This is a genomic window from Vibrio sp. QJM3NY_26 (assembly GCF_057786005.1).
The window spans coordinates 591,446-612,670 of sequence record NZ_CM173515.1 but is presented as its reverse complement, the minus strand read 5'-3'; the positions used below and the strand labels follow the sequence as shown (position 1 = coordinate 612,670).

At 44.3% G+C, this 21,225-nt stretch carries 13 protein-coding genes, 3 tRNA genes, 3 rRNA genes and 1 other annotated feature; of the genes, 7 read left to right on the top strand and 12 right to left on the bottom strand.

Going from position 1 to position 21,225, the window contains the following annotated elements:
- Positions 1 to 12 precede the first annotated feature (12 nt).
- Complete coding sequence (locus AC3CH4_RS02670) at positions 13 to 267, top strand: YfhL family 4Fe-4S dicluster ferredoxin (RefSeq protein ID WP_004735061.1); 255 nt, start codon at positions 13 to 15, stop codon at positions 265 to 267.
- Between the two features lie 41 nt (positions 268 to 308).
- Here the strand turns inward: AC3CH4_RS02670 and AC3CH4_RS02665 are convergent, their stop codons facing one another.
- From AC3CH4_RS02665 to rluD, 11 genes are all read right to left on the bottom strand, one after another.
- Positions 309 to 617: a hypothetical protein gene (locus AC3CH4_RS02665; protein WP_054548116.1), complete on the bottom strand. Its 309-nt coding sequence runs from the start codon at positions 615 to 617 to the stop codon at positions 309 to 311.
- A gap of 271 nt (positions 618 to 888) precedes the next feature.
- Positions 889 to 1,728: a penicillin-insensitive murein endopeptidase gene (gene mepA, locus AC3CH4_RS02660; protein ID WP_171317038.1), complete on the bottom strand. Its 840-nt coding sequence runs from the start codon at positions 1,726 to 1,728 to the stop codon at positions 889 to 891.
- A gap of 582 nt (positions 1,729 to 2,310) precedes the next feature.
- Positions 2,311 to 2,387 (bottom strand) — tRNA-Trp (locus AC3CH4_RS02655).
- A gap of 34 nt (positions 2,388 to 2,421) precedes the next feature.
- Positions 2,422 to 2,498 (bottom strand) — tRNA-Asp (locus tag AC3CH4_RS02650).
- Positions 2,499 to 2,565: 67 nt separating this feature from the next.
- A 5S ribosomal RNA gene (gene rrf / locus AC3CH4_RS02645) occupies positions 2,566 to 2,681 on the bottom strand.
- Positions 2,682 to 2,779: 98 nt separating this feature from the next.
- A 23S ribosomal RNA gene (locus AC3CH4_RS02640) occupies positions 2,780 to 5,672 on the bottom strand.
- Positions 5,673 to 6,047: 375 nt separating this feature from the next.
- Positions 6,048 to 6,123: transfer RNA gene (locus AC3CH4_RS02635), tRNA-Ala, on the bottom strand.
- Positions 6,124 to 6,200: 77 nt separating this feature from the next.
- A 16S ribosomal RNA gene (locus tag AC3CH4_RS02630) occupies positions 6,201 to 7,755 on the bottom strand.
- The 16S, 23S and 5S rRNA genes sit together here with 3 tRNA genes alongside, the layout of an rRNA operon.
- A gap of 647 nt (positions 7,756 to 8,402) precedes the next feature.
- Positions 8,403 to 10,976 (bottom strand): ATP-dependent chaperone ClpB, encoded by a 2,574-nt coding sequence (clpB, locus tag AC3CH4_RS02625; protein WP_017077748.1) that lies wholly within the window; start codon positions 10,974 to 10,976, stop codon positions 8,403 to 8,405.
- A gap of 142 nt (positions 10,977 to 11,118) precedes the next feature.
- Positions 11,119 to 11,853 (bottom strand): peptidoglycan editing factor PgeF, encoded by a 735-nt coding sequence (pgeF, locus tag AC3CH4_RS02620; protein WP_054548365.1) that lies wholly within the window; start codon positions 11,851 to 11,853, stop codon positions 11,119 to 11,121.
- An 8-nt stretch (positions 11,854 to 11,861) separates the two neighbouring features.
- On the bottom strand, positions 11,862 to 12,836 hold the full coding sequence (rluD, locus tag AC3CH4_RS02615; RefSeq protein WP_054548366.1) for a 23S rRNA pseudouridine(1911/1915/1917) synthase RluD: 975 nt from the start codon (positions 12,834 to 12,836) through the stop codon (positions 11,862 to 11,864).
- A 137-nt stretch (positions 12,837 to 12,973) separates the two neighbouring features.
- On the opposite strand from rluD, the gene AC3CH4_RS02610 reads away from it, so the two are divergent.
- The 6 genes from AC3CH4_RS02610 to yjjX all read left to right on the top strand — a co-directional run bounded on the left by AC3CH4_RS02610 (position 12,974) and on the right by yjjX (position 20,707).
- Positions 12,974 to 13,702 carry an outer membrane protein assembly factor BamD gene (locus tag AC3CH4_RS02610; RefSeq protein ID WP_004735032.1) on the top strand — a complete coding sequence of 243 codons (729 nt, stop codon included), beginning with the start codon at positions 12,974 to 12,976 and terminating at the stop codon, positions 13,700 to 13,702.
- Positions 13,703 to 13,839: 137 nt separating this feature from the next.
- Positions 13,840 to 15,264, top strand: coding sequence for an MltF family protein (locus AC3CH4_RS02605; RefSeq protein ID WP_488543254.1), 1,425 nt, complete (start codon positions 13,840 to 13,842; stop codon positions 15,262 to 15,264).
- 456 nt (positions 15,265 to 15,720) lie between these two features.
- Positions 15,721 to 16,056: a ribosome hibernation-promoting factor, HPF/YfiA family gene (gene hpf, locus AC3CH4_RS02600; protein ID WP_004735034.1), complete on the top strand. Its 336-nt coding sequence runs from the start codon at positions 15,721 to 15,723 to the stop codon at positions 16,054 to 16,056.
- Positions 16,057 to 16,166: 110 nt separating this feature from the next.
- Positions 16,167 to 16,288, top strand: a sequence feature (Phe leader region).
- A gap of 12 nt (positions 16,289 to 16,300) precedes the next feature.
- Positions 16,301 to 17,476, top strand: a complete 1,176-nt coding sequence (gene pheA / locus AC3CH4_RS02595; RefSeq protein WP_004735035.1) for a prephenate dehydratase — start codon at positions 16,301 to 16,303, stop codon at positions 17,474 to 17,476.
- A 368-nt stretch (positions 17,477 to 17,844) separates the two neighbouring features.
- A complete protein-coding gene (locus tag AC3CH4_RS02590; RefSeq protein WP_488543253.1) occupies positions 17,845 to 20,223 on the top strand; it encodes a putative bifunctional diguanylate cyclase/phosphodiesterase in 2,379 nt (792 codons plus the stop codon).
- On the top strand, positions 20,186 to 20,707 hold the full coding sequence (gene yjjX, locus AC3CH4_RS02585; protein ID WP_488543252.1) for an inosine/xanthosine triphosphatase: 522 nt from the start codon (positions 20,186 to 20,188) through the stop codon (positions 20,705 to 20,707). Before AC3CH4_RS02590 ends, yjjX begins: the two co-directional genes overlap by 38 nt.
- 124 nt (positions 20,708 to 20,831) lie before the next feature.
- On the opposite strand, the gene trpR is transcribed toward yjjX, so the two are convergent.
- Positions 20,832 to 21,125 (bottom strand): trp operon repressor, encoded by a 294-nt coding sequence (gene trpR / locus AC3CH4_RS02580; RefSeq protein WP_017084809.1) that lies wholly within the window; start codon positions 21,123 to 21,125, stop codon positions 20,832 to 20,834.
- Between the last annotated feature and the right edge of the window lie 100 nt (positions 21,126 to 21,225).

Genomic DNA, 21,225 nt, shown 5'->3' with positions numbered 1-21,225 from the left:
GAGAAGAAAGTAATGGCTCTGTTAATAACTGACAAGTGCATAAACTGCGATATGTGTGACCCAGAATGCCCAAATGGCGCAATCACGATGGGTGACAGTATCTTCGAAATCGATCCTGATTTATGTACTGAGTGTAAAGGTCACTATGAGAAGCCAACATGTCAGTCAGTGTGCCCTATTACAAAGTGCATAATCACTGACCCAAACCATATTGAAACTGACGATGAGCTACTAGAGAAGTTTGTTATCATTCAAGGCTTGACCTAAAAAAGAAAAGGTTCAACTTAACCATAAGTTGAACCTTTTTTTTATCCCGATTTACCAATTGGATAAATATTGCAGAAGAGCTCTTTTTCAAATTGATATTCGAGTCGCTCTCGCCAATTTATCGCTTGCGCTATAGGAACAAGATAAAAATTTTCCCTACTGGTGTCTGTTACAAATGCCATTCCATACTGCATTAATTCATAGTGCACATCATTGACGAAACTAGGGTCTAATCGTTGTCTACCGGTCAGTTGATTAATATCATCTCTTGAGATAGAAATACCTGAGTTTTCCGTACTGAACCTATGTCGTAACCATTCTGAAAATTCCTTTGCACAAATCATAGTCATAGTCTTATCCTTGAATTATCTATCGACGGGTATCAGACTCTGATTTCACAACTGCACATAAGCCGTATCTTTCACCCCAAAACTCTCCATCCCTGACCAAACGTTATCAAATTCGCCATTGTTCCTACTGTTGTCGTTGTTGTTTTTTTAATATCAAACGATGTTCTTAATTACGTGTTTATAAACTCTAGACAAAAGTGTGACATTTCTCCAGTTTTAAAGTCGAGAAAACCAGTGGCATTACCACTGTAAAAAGCCTCGATAAACTCGATTAATTATTCGATATCAAAGCCAAACACTGGCTAGGCATCACTTTAACTTTCTTTTTTTTCTTACTGTTAGCCACTTTTTTAGGTGGAGGAACTGGAATGGTCTGCGGAGCCCAACTTGCAAGTTCATCTCCACAACCATCACCTTTTGGCGGGTTTGCTTGAGCGATACAGTTATAACTGCCTTTAGGGCATTTTAAGCGAACATGAAAATGGGAATGATGCCCCCACCAAGGTCTGATTTTGCCTAACCAGGTTCTATCATTGGCATCAGGATCTTCTTGTTCACAAAGAGCTTGTTTAATCACTGGATGGACAAAAATACGCACCACTTTTTCATCTTTGGCGGCATAGCGAATGACTTGGAAATGATCATCAGTCCAATTCGATTTGCGCAATTTGTAGTTGGTAAGATCGACAACGCTGATTGGCTTAGGAACAGCGAGTTCATTTTCGGACAGCCTCTTATCAGTGAGCCTTAACCATATATCAATATCCAAGCCAGTCTGGTGACTTGAATGACCAGACGAAAAGCGCCCTCCTCGAGGTAGAGAAATATCACCAACCAATAAATTAGTGTTGAGCTGTTCGCTCGTGGTCACACCTAGCCTTTCAATAAACTGAATGGCCTCTGTATGTCCATAGTAGCGCTCTCTCTGAGGACGAATTACTTGGTAACCTTGACCGTCAATTGGCAAAGCCTGCGCACCGTCTAGACAGCCATTGGCATAACTTCCGATTGATGAGGTTGAGTGTCTTGTCGGGCTCTTTTCTTTTTCCCATGAGGTTGCCGATACGTAAAACGAACAAAAGATAAGAGCTGATGTACAAAATAACCTCATAACAATTCCAAATAAATGATCTCTATTTTCATACTAGTCGTCATTAGGAAATAGGTGCATATCGAGGATGATATTTTGAAGATAAAGAGGGATTTTTATTTGGAGAGGGGGTAATGTCCAAATCATAGAAAGCAAAAAGGCTCGAGCATTTCTGCCGGGGCGCGCAGTCTAGAGCCTTAAATATGGCAGGGGTGGAGAGGTTCGAACTCCCAACACGCGCTGTTTTGGTAAGTAGGAGAATCAGCTGCTCTGCTAATGGCGTATGTTAGATTCAGAAAGCAAAAAGGCCCTAGCATTTCTGCTAGAGCCTTAAATATGGCAGGGGTGGAGAGATTCGAACTCCCAACACGCGCTGTTTTGGTAAGTCGGGGAATCCGCTGCTTTGCTGATTGCGTATATTAGATTCAGAAAGCAAAAAGGCTCTAGCATTTCTGCTAGAGCCTTAAATATGGCAGGGGTGGAGAGATTCGAACTCCCAACACGCGCTGTTTTGGTAAGTCGGGGAATCCGCTGCTTTGCTAATTGCGTATATTAGATTCAGAAAACAAAAAGGCTCTAGCATTTCTGCTAGAGCCTTAAATATGGCAGGGGTGGAGAGATTCGAACTCCCAACACGCGGATTTGGAATCCGCTGCTCTGCCAATTGGAGCTACACCCCTATTTCAGTTTTAAAGAGCTGAACCTCTGAATAAGTGGCGGAGTGGACGGGACTCGAACCCGCGACCCCCGGCGTGACAGGCCGGTATTCTAACCAACTGAACTACCACTCCGCAGTGGTCAACTCACTAAGTGAGCGTCCATATCTCCAGGTCGGTCAACCTAAAGATTTAATTTAAAGCCTGGCGATGTCCTACTCTCACATGGGGAAACCCCACACTACCATCGGCGCTATTGTGTTTCACTTCTGAGTTCGGCATGGAATCAGGTGGGTCCACAATGCTATGGTCGCCAAGCAAATTTTAAAATTCGGAAAGCTTATCTAAAAGTTATTTCTCTTCAAACGCATTCAAGGTCTGGTACTTCTGAGTCCACAAAACCCCTTGGGTGTTGTATGGTTAAGCCTCACGGGCAATTAGTACAGGTTAGCTCAATGCCTCGCAGCACTTACACACCCTGCCTATCAACGTCGTAGTCTACGACAACCCTTTAGGACACTTATAGTGCCAGGGAAAACTCATCTCAAGGCTCGCTTCCCGCTTAGATGCTTTCAGCGGTTATCGATTCCGAACTTAGCTACCGGGCAATGCCATTGGCATGACAACCCGAACACCAGAGGTTCGTCCACTCCGGTCCTCTCGTACTAGGAGCAGCCCCTTTCAATTTTCCAACGCCCACGGCAGATAGGGACCGAACTGTCTCACGACGTTCTAAACCCAGCTCGCGTACCACTTTAAATGGCGAACAGCCATACCCTTGGGACCGACTTCAGCCCCAGGATGTGATGAGCCGACATCGAGGTGCCAAACACCGCCGTCGATATGAACTCTTGGGCGGTATCAGCCTGTTATCCCCGGAGTACCTTTTATCCGTTGAGCGATGGCCCTTCCATTCAGAACCACCGGATCACTATGACCTGCTTTCGCACCTGCTCGAATTGTCATTCTCGCAGTCAAGCGGGCTTATGCCATTGCACTAACCACACGATGTCCAACCGTGTTTAGCCCACCTTCGTGCTCCTCCGTTACTCTTTGGGAGGAGACCGCCCCAGTCAAACTACCCACCAGGCACTGTCCGTAATCCCGATTCAGGGACCAACGTTAGAACATCAAAACTACAAGGGTGGTATTTCAAGGACGACTCCATCACATCTAGCGACGCAATTTCATAGTCTCCCACCTATCCTACACATGTAGGTTCAATGTTCAGTGCCAAGCTGTAGTAAAGGTTCACGGGGTCTTTCCGTCTAGCCGCGGGTACACTGCATCTTCACAGCGATTTCAATTTCACTGAGTCTCGGGTGGAGACAGCGTGGCCATCATTACGCCATTCGTGCAGGTCGGAACTTACCCGACAAGGAATTTCGCTACCTTAGGACCGTTATAGTTACGGCCGCCGTTTACCGGGGCTTCGATCAAGAGCTTCGACCGAAGTCTAACCCCATCAATTAACCTTCCGGCACCGGGCAGGCGTCACACCGTATACGTCATCTTACGATTTTGCACAGTGCTGTGTTTTTAATAAACAGTTGCAGCCACCTGGTATCTGCGACTCTCGTCTGCTCCATCCGCAAGGGACTTCACTGATAAGAGCGTACCTTCTCCCGAAGTTACGGTACCATTTTGCCTAGTTCCTTCACCCGAGTTCTCTCAAGCGCCTTGGTATTCTCTACCCGACCACCTGTGTCGGTTTGGGGTACGATTCCTTACAATCTGAAGCTTAGAGGCTTTTCCTGGAAGCATGGCATCAATGACTTCACTACCGTAGTAGCTCGACATCGTATCTCAGCGTTAAGAAAGTCCGGATTTACCTAAACTTTCCGCCTACGTACTTGAACCTGGACAACCGTCGCCAGGCCCACCTAGCCTTCTCCGTCCCCCCATCGCAATTGTAAGAAGTACGGGAATATTAACCCGTTTCCCATCGACTACGCCTTTCGGCCTCGCCTTAGGAGTCGACTTACCCTGCCCCGATTAACGTTGGACAGGAACCCTTGGTCTTCCGGCGAGGGAGTTTTTCACTCCCTTTATCGTTACTCATGTCAGCATTCGCACTTCTGATACCTCCAGCATGCCTTACAGCACACCTTCAACGGCTTACAGAACGCTCCCCTACCCCACATACCCTAAGGTACGTAGCCGCAGCTTCGGTGTATAGCTTAGCCCCGTTACATCTTCCGCGCAGGCCGACTCGACCAGTGAGCTATTACGCTTTCTTTAAATGATGGCTGCTTCTAAGCCAACATCCTGGCTGTCTGAGCCTTCCCACATCGTTTCCCACTTAGCTATACTTTGGGACCTTAGCTGGCGGTCTGGGTTGTTTCCCTCTCCACGACGGACGTTAGCACCCGCCGTGTGTCTCCCGGATAGTACTTACTGGTATTCGGAGTTTGCAAAGGGTTGGTAAGTCGGGATGACCCCCTAGCCTTAACAGTGCTCTACCCCCAGTAGTATTCGTCCGAGGCGCTACCTAAATAGCTTTCGGGGAGAACCAGCTATCTCCAGGTTTGATTGGCCTTTCACCCCTAGCCACAAGTCATCCGCTAATTTTTCAACATTAGTCGGTTCGGTCCTCCAGTTGATGTTACTCAACCTTCAACCTGCCCATGGCTAGATCACCTGGTTTCGGGTCTAATCCTAGCAACTGTACGCCCAGTTAAGACTCGGTTTCCCTACGGCTCCCCTAAACGGTTAACCTTGCTACTAAAATTAAGTCGCTGACCCATTATACAAAAGGTACGCAGTCACACCACGAAGGTGCTCCTACTGCTTGTACGTACACGGTTTCAGGTTCTATTTCACTCCCCTCACAGGGGTTCTTTTCGCCTTTCCCTCACGGTACTGGTTCACTATCGGTCAGTCAGTAGTATTTAGCCTTGGAGGATGGTCCCCCCATATTCAGACAGGATATCACGTGTCCCGCCCTACTCGTTTTCACTGATTATGAGATGTCGACTACGGGGCTATCACCCTTTACTGCGGCACTTTCCAGAGCCTTCGTCTGTCTCATTAAAAGCTTAAGGGCTAATCCAATTTCGCTCGCCGCTACTTTCGGAATCTCGGTTGATTTCTCTTCCTCGGGGTACTTAGATGTTTCAGTTCCCCCGGTTTGCCTCCTGTTGCTATGTATTCACAACAGGATACTTGCTTATGCAAGTGGGTTTCCCCATTCAGGAATCCCAGACTCAAAAGGTTATTACTACCTAATCTGGGCTTATCGCAAGTTATTACGCCTTTCATCGCCTCTGACTGCCAAGGCATCCACCGTGTACGCTTAGTCACTTAACCATACAACCCGAAAGGGTTTCTATTTGCTTTCACTTTAAAAAGTGAAGACAAATAAGCGTATGGCAACTAACCAAGGTTTTTGGTTGTCATCAAGAAGGGTTAATTCTTGATAACTGTTTGCCGGACTCAATTGTGAATCAAATAAATTTGATTCGAATACAAGACACTTGAATGTGTTTGTTGTGTTTATCTAATGAAAGATAAACATTGAGAACTTTTAAATTTGATTAACTTAATCACAGCCTTGGCCGTTTTGTTTTACTTTTTAAAAAGTAAAAATAATTAAGCTAATCAGTCAGCTTTCCAAATTGTTAAAGAGCTTGATTCAAACTAATGAACCATTTTTAAATATTTTCAAAGAAAAACACTTAAAGATGGTGGAGCTATGCGGGATCGAACCGCAGACCTCCTCGCTGCCAGCGAGGCGCTCTCCCAGCTGAGCTATAGCCCCATCTGGAAAAGTATTTCTACTCTTAAACTTTCTAAACCTAATCAATCTGTGTGGACACTCATCGTGGTATCTTCGTATAAGGAGGTGATCCAGCCCCAGGTTCCCCTAGGGCTACCTTGTTACGACTTCACCCCAGTCATGAACCACAAAGTGGTGAGCGTCCTCCCCGAAAGGTTAAACTACCCACTTCTTTTGCAGCCCACTCCCATGGTGTGACGGGCGGTGTGTACAAGGCCCGGGAACGTATTCACCGTGACATTCTGATTCACGATTACTAGCGATTCCGACTTCATGGAGTCGAGTTGCAGACTCCAATCCGGACTACGACGCACTTTTTGGGATTCGCTCACTATCGCTAGCTTGCTGCCCTCTGTATGCGCCATTGTAGCACGTGTGTAGCCCTACTCGTAAGGGCCATGATGACTTGACGTCGTCCCCACCTTCCTCCGGTTTATCACCGGCAGTCTCCCTGGAGTTCCCGACATTACTCGCTGGCAAACAAGGATAAGGGTTGCGCTCGTTGCGGGACTTAACCCAACATTTCACAACACGAGCTGACGACAGCCATGCAGCACCTGTCTCAGAGTTCCCGAAGGCACACCTGCGTCTCCGCTGGCTTCTCTGGATGTCAAGAGTAGGTAAGGTTCTTCGCGTTGCATCGAATTAAACCACATGCTCCACCGCTTGTGCGGGCCCCCGTCAATTCATTTGAGTTTTAATCTTGCGACCGTACTCCCCAGGCGGTCTACTTAACGCGTTAGCTCCGAAAGCCACGGCTCAAGGCCACAACCTCCAAGTAGACATCGTTTACGGCGTGGACTACCAGGGTATCTAATCCTGTTTGCTCCCCACGCTTTCGCATCTGAGTGTCAGTGTCTGTCCAGGGGGCCGCCTTCGCCACTGGTATTCCTTCAGATCTCTACGCATTTCACCGCTACACCTGAAATTCTACCCCCCTCTACAGCACTCTAGTTCACCAGTTTCAAATGCAGTTCCGAGGTTGAGCCCCGGGCTTTCACATCTGACTTAATGAACCACCTGCATGCGCTTTACGCCCAGTAATTCCGATTAACGCTCGCACCCTCCGTATTACCGCGGCTGCTGGCACGGAGTTAGCCGGTGCTTCTTCTGTTGCTAACGTCAAGATGCGCAGCTATTAACTACACACCCTTCCTCACAACTGAAAGTACTTTACAACCCGAAGGCCTTCTTCATACACGCGGCATGGCTGCATCAGGCTTTCGCCCATTGTGCAATATTCCCCACTGCTGCCTCCCGTAGGAGTCTGGACCGTGTCTCAGTTCCAGTGTGGCTGATCATCCTCTCAGACCAGCTAGGGATCGTCGCCTTGGTGAGCCATTACCTCACCAACTAGCTAATCCCACCTAGGCATATCTTGACGCGAGAGGCCCGAAGGTCCCCCTCTTTGGCCCGTAGGCATTATGCGGTATTAGCCATCGTTTCCAATGGTTATCCCCCACATCAAGGCAATTTCCTAGGCATTACTCACCCGTCCGCCGCTCGACGCCCATTAACGCACCCGAAGGATTGTTAGTGTCGTTTCCGCTCGACTTGCATGTGTTAGGCCTGCCGCCAGCGTTCAATCTGAGCCATGATCAAACTCTTCAATTTAAGATTTTGTCGGCTCAATGAATACTGACTTCAAAACTAATATTCATTCGCCTATTCGAAAATAAACAAAGAACATGTAATTCTAAAGCTATTACCCCTCTCTTCTTAAATAAATAGGAACAGAATGGTAATGAATTGACTGTGCCAAATACTTTCTTTCTACAAGAGAAAGTAGTTATTCGTATTGGTCACTCAGTTCATTGAAACCAAAGTTGATTCCGAGGAATCTGTTTTACTTCTCTTAATAAAAAGGGAAGATAAAACGTTTTGATATTCATCAACGAGTGCCCACACAGATTGATAGGTTTAAATTGTTAAAGAGCTTTACTTATTGAGCGTTCCTTTTAGTAAGGAGCCTCTCTAAGTGGACGGCCATTCTAGCGAATTGGATTCCAGTGTCAAACACTTTTTCCAGCTAATTTTTCAAAGCATCTTAAATGCTTAATGTCGTCTCGTTACTTAGTTCAAACCGCTTAGTTATCCCTGGCAACGGAGGCGCATTATAGAGAGAATCCCCCTTTGCACAAGGCCAAAAACGAAAAAAGACCGCAGCAGGCGATCGTTCGGACACTATTTACACAAAGCGTTCAAAATAGGTACGATTACGTCTTAATTTCGACTAATCGTACCTATCGTTCTTACCTTGATTATTGGTGAGCAATAATTCGGTCGTTATTCACTAATAGCTGCACTTTCTTATCCGGATTGATTTTCCCTGCAAGTATCGCTTTCGCTAATGGGTTCTCAACACTCTGCTGAATTGCTCTTTTAAGAGGCCTCGCACCATAGACAGGATCAAAACCGACTTGAGAGATCAACTTCAGTGCTTTGTCCGAAACTTCAAGCTCATAGCCGTTGTCTTCCATTCGTTTCTTCAAATGCTCAAGCTGAATAGCGGCTATTGACTCGATGTGAGCTTGGCCTAATGGATGGAACACGACACTTTCATCAACACGGTTCAAAAACTCAGGGCGGAAATGCTTACCTACCACTTCCATCACTTCATTCTTTATTCCTTGGTAATCGAGCGTATTGAAGTTTTCTTGAATTCTCGAAGAGCCAAGATTAGATGTCATGATCACTACGGTATTTCTGAAATCGACCGTGCGACCTTGTCCATCGGTTAATCGTCCATCATCTAAAACCTGCAATAGAATATTGAAAACATCAGGGTGCGCTTTCTCTACCTCATCAAGCAGAATCACAGAATAAGGTTTTCGACGAACAGCTTCAGTTAAGTAACCACCTTCTTCATACCCAACGTAACCTGGAGGAGCACCAACCAAACGAGCCACTGAGTGTTTCTCCATAAACTCAGACATATCGATACGAACCATGGCATCGTCACTATCAAACATGAAGTTAGCCAATGTTTTACACAGTTCGGTTTTACCTACGCCCGTTGGACCAAGAAATAAGAAAGAACCAATCGGCTTATTTGGATCGGATAAACCAGCACGACTACGACGAATCGCATTCGATACCACTTCTACCGCTTCGGCTTGCCCAATAACCCGCTTATGCAGAACACCTTCCATTTTCAGAAGCTTCTCTTTTTCTGCCTCTAGCATTTTAGAAACCGGAATGCCGGTTTGCTTTGAAAGAACATCGGCAATTTCAGCGTCAGTTACCTTATTACGTAATAAGGTCATTTCTTGCATTTCAGCTTGAGTCGCGAGGTCTAACTGCTTCTCTAACTCTGGGATTCGACCATATTGCAATTCAGACATTCGGTTAAGATCGCCAGCACGCCTTGCAAAGTCCATATCCATACGAGCTTGTTCTAACTCTGATTTGATATGTTGCGTCCCGGAAAGCGCCGCTTTTTCAGCGTTCCAAACTTCTTCAAGCTCTGCAAAATCCCGCTCCTTCTCAGAAAGTTCACTTTGCAGCGTGCGAAGCCTCTTTTCACTGGCTTCATCATTTTCATTAGTGAGAGCTTGCTGTTCGATCTTCAATTGAATGATTTTACGCTCGAGCTTATCTAGCGACTCAGGTTTTGAATCGATCTGCATACGAATGCTCGAAGCCGCTTCATCAATGAGATCAATCGCCTTATCTGGTAACTGACGATCTGAAACGTATCGATGAGATAACGTTGCCGCCGCTACGATAGCTGGGTCAGTAATTTCTACATGATGGTGAAGTTCATAGCGCTCTTTCAAACCACGAAGAATCGCAACTGTGTCTTCAACGGTTGGCTCATCGACTATCACTTTTTGGAATCGACGCTCTAATGCAGGATCTTTCTCTATATACTGACGATGTTCATCGAGTGTCGTTGCGCCTACACAATGCAGCTCACCACGAGCCAATGCTGGTTTCAGCATATTACCGGCGTCCATAGAGCCTTCGCCTTTACCTGCTCCTACCATGGTGTGAATTTCATCGATGAAGAGAATAATGTTGCCCTCTTCTTTCGATAATTCGTTGAGAACCGATTTCAAGCGCTCTTCAAATTCACCACGATATTTAGCACCTGCAATCAAAGAGCCCATGTCTAATGAAAGAACTCGTCGCCCTCTCAAGCCTTCCGGTACTTCATTATTGATAATGCGCTGCGCCAAACCTTCAACGATTGCCGTTTTTCCGACACCAGGTTCACCAATAATAACGGGGTTATTCTTAGTACGGCGTTGAAGTACTTGGATAGTACGACGGATTTCATCGTCTCGACCAATCACAGGATCTAGTTTGCCTTGCTCTGCTCTTTCAGTCAGATCAATGGTGAACTTCTCTAATGCTTGGCGTCTATCTTCCGCATTCGGGTCATCGACTTTTTGACCACCACGAACTTGCTCGATAGCTTGAGATAGTTTTTGCTCAGTAAGGCCTAACTCTTTAAGTAAGTTCCCTAAAGGACCTTTGTCTTCAATTGCAGCGAGTAGGAATACTTCTGAAGATATGTAACTGTCTTGGCGCTTTTGCGCGACCTTGTCACATAGGTTGAACAACGTTCCCATGGCATTCGAAAGCTGAACATCACCACCAATACCACTTACTTTTGGCACTCGGTCTAATATTTCGCTCAATTTAGAACGCAATTGAACAACATCAATGTTCAGCATAGTAAGCAATGGACGAATCGCACTGCCATCTTGATTAAGCAAAGACACCATTAGGTGTACAGGTTCTATATATTGGTGATCACGACCTAATGCGAGCGACTGAGCATCAGATATCGCAATTTGGAATTTACTAGTGAACCGATCGAGACGCATGCCAACCTTCCTACTCTTAGATATGTTTATCTTATGGTTAGAAGATGGATACGGTAACGCGGATTTTCAAGGGATAAGAGTAAAGAATAGAGCTTATATGAAAATATAAATGAGCTGGATGAGTGGTTGTGCTAGCCAGAGATTACTCTAACCAAATAAATGTAGCCTGACGTCCAGTAATGCCATCACGGCGATAAGAATAGAAAGCATCTGAATCTGCGTATGTACATAGATTCGAGTCTGTCACTGAAGTCACGCCAACTTTCATTAATCGTTGAGTCGCGAGTTGAGACATGTTTGCCAGCCATTTGCCAGATTCAGCTTTGGTTTGAAATGCTAATCTCGCTTGAGTGTCAAAACGAACAAAAGCTTCCAACACATCGTTGCCAACCTCAAATGCATCTTTGCCAATTGCTGGGCCAAGCCAAGCCATGATCTGATTATCTGAATCTAGATTTGAAAACTTTGCGACGGCATTTTCAAGAATGCCACCAGCAAGACCACGCCAACCCGCATGAACAGCCGCGACTTGAGTGCCTTTGGTATCGGTAAGAAGTACTGGCAAGCAATCAGCCGTCATCGCTGAACACACGACACCTTTTGCAGAGGTAAATGCACCATCAGCATCAAGAACATTCGTCACCGGTTCTAAAACCGTAACGACATCCGTTGAGTGAGTTTGATTTAGCCATACTGGAGCTGTGGGCATCTTAGATTGTTGCTTTAGCCATATTCGATTGCTTTCAACAAACGAAGTATCATCCCCAACGTGCATACCGAGGTTTAACCCTTGATAAGCACCTGTAGAACAACCATCGAAACGAGTCGAAGCAAATGCTTTCACGTTTTTTGGTGCGTTCCAGTCAGGGATGATCATTGACACGATTAAATGTCGTCTTCTATGTTTTCGCGAGCATCAACACGTAATGCTTCTGCCATCACAACCATGTCATTTGGAACAGGTGCGTGGAACTCAACTTCTTCGCCAGTAATAGGGTGAACAAATTTAAGCATTACAGCATGCAGCGCTTGGCGATCAAAAGAACGAATCATTGTCGTCAGCTCTTCAGATGCACCTTTTGGAATACGTGCACGACCACCGTATGCAATATCACCTAATAGAGGATGCTGAAGGTATGACATGTGAACACGGATTTGGTGAGTACGACCTGTTTCTAGGCGTAGACGAATACGAGTATGTTCGCGGAAATGCTCCGCAACACGGTAGTGAGTTACCGCAGGCTTACCTAATTCATTCACGTCCATTAAAGTACGTTTAGTTGCATGACGGCTAATGCCTTTCTCAACCACACCACCCGCGGTCATTTTACCAATAGCAATTGCTTCATATTCACGAGTAATACGACGTTTAGCAAGTGCACGTACAAGGCGAGTTTGAGCTGGAACCGTCTTAGCCACAACCATAAGACCGGTTGTGTCTTTATCAAGACGGTGCACAATACCCGCACGAGGTACTTCTGCAATCTGAGGGTAATGGAAAAGCAATGCGTTTAGTATGGTTCCATCCGGCGTACCTGCACCTGGGTGTACAACCAGATCGCGAGGCTTATTGATAACCAATAAATCATCATCTTCATAGACAATGTTTAACGGAATATCTTGTGCTTCCCAGCGCTCTTCATCTGCAAGCTCCGCTTGTAGGATGATCGCTTCACCGCCCAAAACTATGGTGCGCGGTTTAGTGATAACTTCGCCATCCACTTGGATTTTGCCGTCAAGAAGCCACTCTTTAATACGAGAGCGAGAAAAATCGGTAAATAGTTCAGCGACAGCTTGGTCTAAACGTTGACCTAACTGGCTGCTTTTTACTGTGTCTGTTAATGTTATCTGCTGAGCCATATCGAACTTTTTTAAAAACCGTGAGACTAATACCCATTAGTATGGATAAAATAGAATAATTGCATCATTGTATCTGTTACTGGTTAGAAAGTAACGGAAGCTTACGAAATATTTAATTCAAGGAATCGACGCCTGACATGAAACACCTTACTTTATCGGGTCTATTAGCCGTATCACTCTTAGTTGGCTGTTCAAGTACTGAAGAAATAGTACCGGATGTACCACCATCGGTTCTTTACTCTGACGCTCAAGAGTCCCTGCAGAGCGGTAGCTGGCTTTCTGCAATCGAAAAGCTAGAAGCTTTAGATTCTCGTTACCCATTCGGCGCCTATTCGGAACAAGTACAGCTAGATCTGATTTATGCGTACTACAAAAATGATGACTTGGCGTTAGGCCTTGCCACCATTTCTCGATTCCTACGCTTAAACCCGACTCATGAAAAACAAGACTGGGTGCTTTACATGCGCGGCCTAACGCACATGGCACAAGACCGTAACTTCATGCACGACATTTTTAATATCGACCGTAGTGACCGAGATCCAGAGCCAGTGAAACTCGCGTTTGCTGACTTCAAACGACTACTGGAACGCTTCCCTAGCAGCCCTTATGCGGAAGATGCGCAAAAACGCATGTTCGCACTTAAGAACCGCCTCGCAGAGTATGACTTAGCAACCGCTGATTTCTACCTACGCCGTGAAGCTTGGATTGCAGCTGTAAACCGAACACAAGAGCTGCAGAAGACTTACCCAGACACCATTGCTGCACGTAAGTCTTTGGATATTCAGTTAGAAGCTTATAAACAACTAGGTTTAGAAGACGCAGCTTCAAGAACAGAAAAATTGATTGAGTTAAACCCACTGCCTTAATCAACGTTGTCATATTTATTCGAAAACGCGCTAATTTATTAGCGCGTTTTTTTTGAACTTAATTTCGTAAACTTGATGAATCGCATAATACACGGTATCTTCAAAAGATAACTTTTAACAAAACATCAACATGGAGTGTGGATGTGAGTAGGTTGTTATTATTTATCTGGATATCGCTATTTAGCCAATTATCCTACGCATTAGAACTGTCCCCGTTAAGCAACAAGCCTTACATGGGTGACTTAGATGAGCTCAAAGCCAAAGGGACGGTTAGAGTGCTCGTGTCTGCTGATCTTGGTTTTTATTATATCGAGGATGGCAAACCAAAAGGCATCGTGGCTGAAATGCTCTACCACTTTGAGAAGAGCCTTCGTAAGAAGCATCCCTACCTCAATGTTCAAATTATCCCAGTGCAGCGAGATGATCTACTTCCCTCATTAGAATCTGGTTATGGCGACGTCGCTGTCGCGAACCTGACGATCACCGACAAGCGATTGCGAATCATCGATTTTTCCGACCCAATGATTAAAGATGGAAAAGAACTGATTATCACAGGAAAGAACTCAGCTCCTATCACCGAAATCAAGCAACTGAGCGGTAAAGAGGTTTGGATCCGTGCAAGTTCGAGTTACTTCGAGAGTGTACAAAGAGTCAATAAAGAACTGAATGAATTAGACTTACCACCGCTGCATGTCCACTTTATTGAGGAGTCATTGCAAGACTACGAGCTGATAGAGTTGGTCAACCAAGGCTATATACAAGGCACAATCCTAGATAACCATAAAGCAAAGTTATGGACTGACGTAATGGAAAACATTCAGGTCCATCACGATTTACCCTTACGTGAAAATGGCCAAATAGCGTGGGCATTAAGAAAAAATAGCCCTCAACTAAAAAAAGAGATCAACAAATACGTCAAGACGGCACGAACAGGTACCCTACTTGGAAATGTTATCTATCAGAAATACATCGACAACACTCGCTGGTTAGGTAGAGCGCTCAACCCAAATAAAATAGACCGAGTGGCTAAGCTGTCAGATGTTTTTGAAAAGTATTCGAGTAAATACGAATTCGACCCTTTGATGATGTCTGCACAAGGTTTCCAAGAGTCAGGACTGGATCAAAGCCGGGTTTCTCACCGTGGAGCTATTGGTGTGATGCAGGTGTTGCCAAGTACCGCCAAAGACAAAAACGTCAACATCAAAAACATACATAAGGTGGATAACAACATCCATGCGGGCGTGAAATACATGCGTTTCATTAAGGACAGGTATTTTGACGACCCTGCCATTACGCCAGATAATCAAATCTACTTCACTTTGGCTTCTTACAACGCTGGTCCTGCTAAGATCAGAAAGATGAGGCGCATTGCCAAGCAGAAAGGTTACAACCCAAACATCTGGTTTAAAAACGTAGAAATCATCACTCGTAAATACGTGAGCAAAGAACCGGTGACCTATGTCGCCAACATCAACCGTTACTTTGTAATCTATAAGCAGTTACAAGCTATCAATGCTATCCGAGAAAATGGGACAGCGAGACTACTAAAAACCAACGATTAGTTTGTCTTAAACCCTAAGAGCCAGGGGAACTAAGGTGCTAAGGTGCTAAGGTGCTAAGGTGCTAAGGTGCTAAGGAAAATTAAAAACACAAAAGCCGCATAAGAAAACTTATGCGGCTTTTGCTTATCAAATTCAGAGAAAGCTTACATAGTGATATATATCACGAGATCTACATCACAAAACACTATTGAGTAAATTTCAATCAAACACTTTCAATAAGCTGTAAGGCGCCCCTAAAAACTGGTTTAATTTTTAGCGAAGCCTTGCCTCCAAGTTATCGTTTTTCATAGAGATAACAAGCATTTTTCGCCAAAAAGATACTAAGACTTGCGTGAGATCACATTTGATTTTAATGCTTATCCCACCCAACCAAAACAAGATCTAGATCACATTCTTTATTCCTGAAAGTCGTAATCTGAAGTTAACCCATGAGGGATACAACAGAGGAAAACTTCTATGAAAATGAACATCACTGGTAAAAACATCGACATTACCTCTGCAATCCGTGATCACATAGAAAGCAAATTTAAAAAGCTGGATAAATGGCAAGTAGACATCATTGGCTGCCAAGCGAGCTTTAGCGAAGAACCAAACAAGAAGAAAAAATTTGAAGCGGTTCTAACCGTACCAAAAGGCCAACTTGTTGCTTCATCAATCCATGACGACCTCTACGTAGCTATCAACGAAGTAGAACAAAAACTAGAGCGTCAACTCAACAAGCTACGCCATAAACCTGAAGCGCGCCGCGCTGAAAAGCCTGAAATCGAAGAGCTAGAAGCTGAAGTAGAATAAGGAAAGAGAACAGATTAAAAAATAGCGCCTCAGGGCGCTATTTTTTTGCTTGACGCTCGTAGCTCGCTTGCTTATTGTGTTTAAACATTCATAAAACAATCACTTTTTATGCACACTCAATCTTTGTTTATTTTTGACTTCTTTTTTCTTCCGTAAATCGGAGGCTGAGTCGTTTTAGAAAAACAAGTCAAAAACGAACAAGAAGCCTCCCACACTAGGGAGGCTTTTTTATAAGGACACATTTATGACTGACCGTTCAATTTCACTGGATGATATCCGCCTTCGTCTTAATGATTTAGATGACGAACTGCTGAGTTTACTTTCCGAACGTCGCAAACTCAGTATCGAAGTTGCGAAAAGCAAGGTAGAAACATCAAAACCTGTACGCGATGCCGTTCGTGAGCAGCAGCTTCTGGTTAAGCTGATTAACAACGGCAAAGATAAATATGAGCTTGATGCGCAGTACATTACTAAACTGTTTCACACCATCATCGAAGATTCGGTTTTACTACAGCAGTCATACTTACAAAACCTAGCGAACCCGCAAAGCCGTAAACCTCTGGCTCGAGTTGCATTCTTAGGTTCTAAAGGTTCATATTCTCATCTTGCTAGCCGTGAATATTTCAGCCGCAAGAATATGGAATTGATAGAGCTTAACTGCAATCACTTCAAAGAAGTAGCATCGACGGTGGAATCTGGTCATGCAGATTACGGTGTGCTGCCGATTGAGAACACCAGTTCAGGTTCAATTAACGAGGTCTACGACCTACTGCAACACACAACGCTTTATATCGTTGGTGAACTGTCTCAACCAATTGAACACTGCTTGGTTGCGAAAAATGATATTCGTTTAGAAGACATCAAAACCCTCTATTCACACCCACAACCTCACCAACAGTGCAGTGAGTTTTTGAGTCGTCTTAAAGGTGTTAGCCTTGAGTCTTGCGCAAGTACGGCCGACGCAATGAAGAAGGTTAAAGATCTGGAGGGCGATGATGTGGCAGCAATTGGCAATGCATCGAGCGGCAAGCTTTATGGGCTTCAGCCAATCCAAGGCAACATTGCAAACCAAACTGAGAACCACACTCGTTTCATCGTTGTGGCGCGTAAGCCGGTAGAAGTATCAACTCAAATCCCAGCTAAAACGACACTGATCATGTCGACTTCTCAAGAGGCGGGTTCTTTGGTAGAAACTCTACTAATCCTACAACGCTTGGGTATCAACATGACTAAGCTGGAATCTCGTCCTATCATGGGTAACCCATGGGAAGAGATGTTCTACGTTGATTTAGAAGCACACTTGGATGCAGATAATATGCAGCAAGCGATAACAGAACTAACTGCCATTACTCGTCACCTTAAAGTGTTGGGTTGTTATCCAAGTGAAAACATCAAAGCGACGCAGGTTAAGTTGTCATAGCTTTCAACGAACATAAGCTCTTAACAAACATAAATTTTTAACGAACAAACGTTAAAGCTGGCATAAGTTTAAATCTGCTATAAGTATTTGGCCTACAGTAGGCCAAATGCTAAAACCTGCGGCTAGTGGAATACTCACACTACGTATTCCTAAGACATGACTCGATTATTTCACTGGCTGTACATGCCTTCTAACCCACACCATTCAACACCTTCTTAACAAAAAACTCATTAGTGGCTTTTTTATCAATAAAGACAAAACCTTACCCCCTTCACAGGAAATCATCGAACTACGTGTAATTAATAGCGAGTAAGTATTAAGTAACATAAACTTACGCGCTTAAATTATAAATAGTGTTGTCATTAACTATGAAGCTAAGTACTAAAATCTTACTACTGATAACCCCTGTGATACTGATCAGTACCGCAGCTTCTAGCTATATTATTTATTCAACGCAGAAAAGCAGTTTTATCAAACGCGAAGACAACGCACTTCAGCTAAACATGGAAAAGTTGGCAGGATATTTTCGACAGTCTCGCTCGTTCCTAAATAGCTACTCTTACACCTTGACCCAAAGTGACATGGTGAAGCGTTACTTTCTCACTGAACAAAACCTATCTCGCGATCTTGAACTGGTTAGTAACCTTCGAGAAGCCATACACTTCTTGCAAGATGACGATGAAAGCTATACCGGGTTAGCGCTTCTCAATAGTCAGCGAAAGTTGAGTTATTACGCCGATAATAACATCGACTCACGCACTCAGATTGACAGCAAAATATTGGATTTTGTGGATCAGTACTATCAAGACACCTTAGCAGCATCAAGTACCAACTATATTCAAAACTCTCAAGGTGAAGGGATGTTGGTTCACTACGAAAAGGTAGACAAAAAAACGATTTTCCCAACCGCAAACAATCACCCCGACGATGTGTTCTTTGTTGTTGTGTCAGTCTCTCTCGATAAATTTAATGCGCTGAGAAAACAGATAGAGTTCGACTACCAAACCAGCTTATTCTTCACATCTATAGCGGTTTCTCTGGGAAATGATGTCACCCACTCAGTCAAGCTTGCGCCAGAACTATACGCCACAGTTGACCCGGCGCCATTCCTATTGGAAAACAAGCTCGAATCAATTTGGAATAAGCTGAGTTTGTCCTTTGCACTATCCGCGTTTGTGACGGTTGCTCTGCTACTCATGCTTTTGTCTCGTAGTGTGATATCCCCGATAACACGACTCGACCGACAACTGCAGCAAGTCGAAAAAAAACAACGTAAGAACATCGAACGCTTAGGCACTCGTGATGAGCTTGGCCGCCTATCACAGCGTTTTTATGACATGTACCAAGAGTTAGATAACACCTACCAACAGACCAAGCTATTGGCCGAGAATGATCAATTAACCCAAATAGCCAATAGGCATCAATTTCAAACCTTCGTTCAGCAATCATTACCCAAGCCTAGCTCGAATACCAAAACCTGGGTTCTCTACTTTGACCTAGATAACTTCAAGTTTGTGAACGACAAATATGGACATCAAATCGGCGACTCCATTCTAGTCAGTTTTGCTCAGCGTATTTCAGATATTTGTAGCCACTATAAAACAGAGTTTGACGCTCATTGTATGCCAGCCCGACTTTCTGGAGACGAGTTCGTTGTGTACATTAACGCGCCTACTCGCCAAGGGAATATCGCGCATAGATTCTCTGATAGCTTACTGACGCCACTACAAAAAGGTTTTATCACAGAATCAGGGAGCTTTCCGATCACGGTCAGTATTGGTATTGCTACCTACCCCAATGATGGCCACTCCATCGAAAAGCTACTGTCGAACGCTGATACCGCGATGTACCAAGCCAAACGCGCAGGTAAAAACCAATTTGCTGACTATTCACGAGATTTAGACAAAGCGATTCAACGCCAAGCAAACATTGAACGCGCACTCAGAGACAAGAACTTTGATGATGAATTTAGGCTCGTTTATATGCCGTACATGGATTCAACAGGAACCCATGTTATTGGTGTTGAGGTGTTATTACGTTGGAATTCGGAGCAACTAGGCTTGGTTCCACCTGATGAATTCATTCCAATTGCCGAGCAAACAGGATTATTCGATCAGGTTGATCAGTGGGTCATTCAGAATGCATTTGCTTCTTTTCATCGACTTCAGGCTCAGTTTGATCACGCAATTCAGTTGTCGATTAACTTATCTTCTGCTGGGATTGAAACGACCGATCTTGCCGACTTCATCAAAGAGCACGCCGATTTAAATCGAATTCCGCCAAGTTTGATTGATTTTGAAATTACCGAAACCTTTTATTCAAACTCTGAAGGTTTTCCGCTGCTTAACGAACTCTCTGATATGGGCTATCGATTAGCCATTGATGACTTTGGATCTGGCTACACCTCCATCACTCAACTGGTGCAGTATCCAACTCAAAAAATTAAGCTCGATAAAGCCTTTTTAGACACCTTAATTGAGACCGATAATCAGAACATAGTAAAACCGGTTATCGGGTTATGTCATGCTCAGGGTAAGAAGGTCACAGCCGAGGGCATCGAAACTGAAAGCATGCATCAGTGGTTGCAAGAAGCACAGTGCGATATGCTACAAGGCTATTACTTCGGTAAACCTATGCCATTAGAAGAACTGAGTGATTGGTACCGACAGCATCAACTCAATTTAATCGATAACAAAAAGAATCCAATACATGAAATCTGTAATCATCGCATCGCTGAACCCAGCTAAAATTAACGCCGTTAAAAGTGCATTCTTATCTGCTTTTCCTAATACTGAATTGGATTTCAAAGGCATCAGCGTCCCTAGCGGTGTCGCCGATCAACCGATGAGCAACGACGAAACCTATCAAGGTGCGGTAAATCGCGTTCACAACGCAACTCAAGCTCAACCTGATGCGGATTTTTATGTTGGATTAGAGTCAGGAATAGAAGGAAAGGTTACATTTGCTTGGATGGTCGTTGAAGCAAACGGTCAGCGCGGAGAATCTCGGTCAGCAAGCTTGATGCTACCACCCGTTGTGCTTGATAAACTCCAGCATGCGAATGAGCTAGGTGATGTGATGGATGAAGTATTCGGCACCGACAACATAAAGCAAAAAGGCGGTGCGATTGGCTTATTAACACATAACCAACTATCTCGCAGTTCTGTATATAGCCAGGCTTTAATACTAGCGCTGATCCCATTTGTTAACCCTAAGCACTTCCCTGCTTAGTCTTGTTTAAGAAACACGATATTTCGCCTCTCTAGAGGTAATAACATTAAGCGGGATAAAAACAAAAAACGCTAACCTATGGTTAGCGTTTTTATCAAGTTCTTAAGGCTTACTGTTTAAATGCTTACTTGAGTAACAGCTCTGCAATTGCCGCTTTCTCTTGCTCAGATTTAGCCTTTAGCTCATTAGAGCCTCGCGTGATCGTAGCCACACCCACACCTAACATTTGGCTCACCTGTCTTTGTGACATGTCCCCTTTCATGAGTTCACAAAGAATATTCACTCGAGCGACCAAAGCATCTCGCTCATCAGGTGTCATCATCATGGTCAACAACAGTTCATGCTGATCTTTCTCAGCCGCTGTTTTTACCAAATCCATTAGTTGTTGCCAATTCTCATATTCAGGTTGTGATGCCATATCTCTACACTTACTTTTAAATTTTGGCTTGAAGTAGCCGCTTAATGATTGAAAGCGTTTAACACTTTATACCGAAACACTTGCTTTGATCCAATGTAAA

Bases quoted from the DNA above. Each gene is read 5' to 3' on its own strand.
- trpR (WP_017084809.1), bottom strand. From the start codon at position 21,125: ATGGCATCACAACCTGAATATGAGAATTGGCAACAACTAATGGATTTG.
- AC3CH4_RS02665 (WP_054548116.1), bottom strand. From the start codon at position 617: ATGACTATGATTTGTGCAAAGGAATTTTCAGAATGGTTACGACATAGG.
- AC3CH4_RS02590 (WP_488543253.1), top strand. From the start codon at position 17,845: ATGAAGCTAAGTACTAAAATCTTACTACTGATAACCCCTGTGATACTG.
- AC3CH4_RS02610 (WP_004735032.1), top strand. From the start codon at position 12,974: ATGAAACACCTTACTTTATCGGGTCTATTAGCCGTATCACTCTTAGTT.
- pgeF (WP_054548365.1), bottom strand. From the start codon at position 11,853: ATGATCATCCCTGACTGGAACGCACCAAAAAACGTGAAAGCATTTGCT.
- clpB (WP_017077748.1), bottom strand. From the start codon at position 10,976: ATGCGTCTCGATCGGTTCACTAGTAAATTCCAAATTGCGATATCTGAT.
- AC3CH4_RS02670 (WP_004735061.1), top strand. From the start codon at position 13: ATGGCTCTGTTAATAACTGACAAGTGCATAAACTGCGATATGTGTGAC.
- pheA (WP_004735035.1), top strand. From the start codon at position 16,301: ATGACTGACCGTTCAATTTCACTGGATGATATCCGCCTTCGTCTTAAT.
- yjjX (WP_488543252.1), top strand. From the start codon at position 20,186: ATGAAATCTGTAATCATCGCATCGCTGAACCCAGCTAAAATTAACGCC.
- hpf (WP_004735034.1), top strand. From the start codon at position 15,721: ATGAAAATGAACATCACTGGTAAAAACATCGACATTACCTCTGCAATC.
- rluD (WP_054548366.1), bottom strand. From the start codon at position 12,836: ATGGCTCAGCAGATAACATTAACAGACACAGTAAAAAGCAGCCAGTTA.
- mepA (WP_171317038.1), bottom strand. From the start codon at position 1,728: ATGAGGTTATTTTGTACATCAGCTCTTATCTTTTGTTCGTTTTACGTA.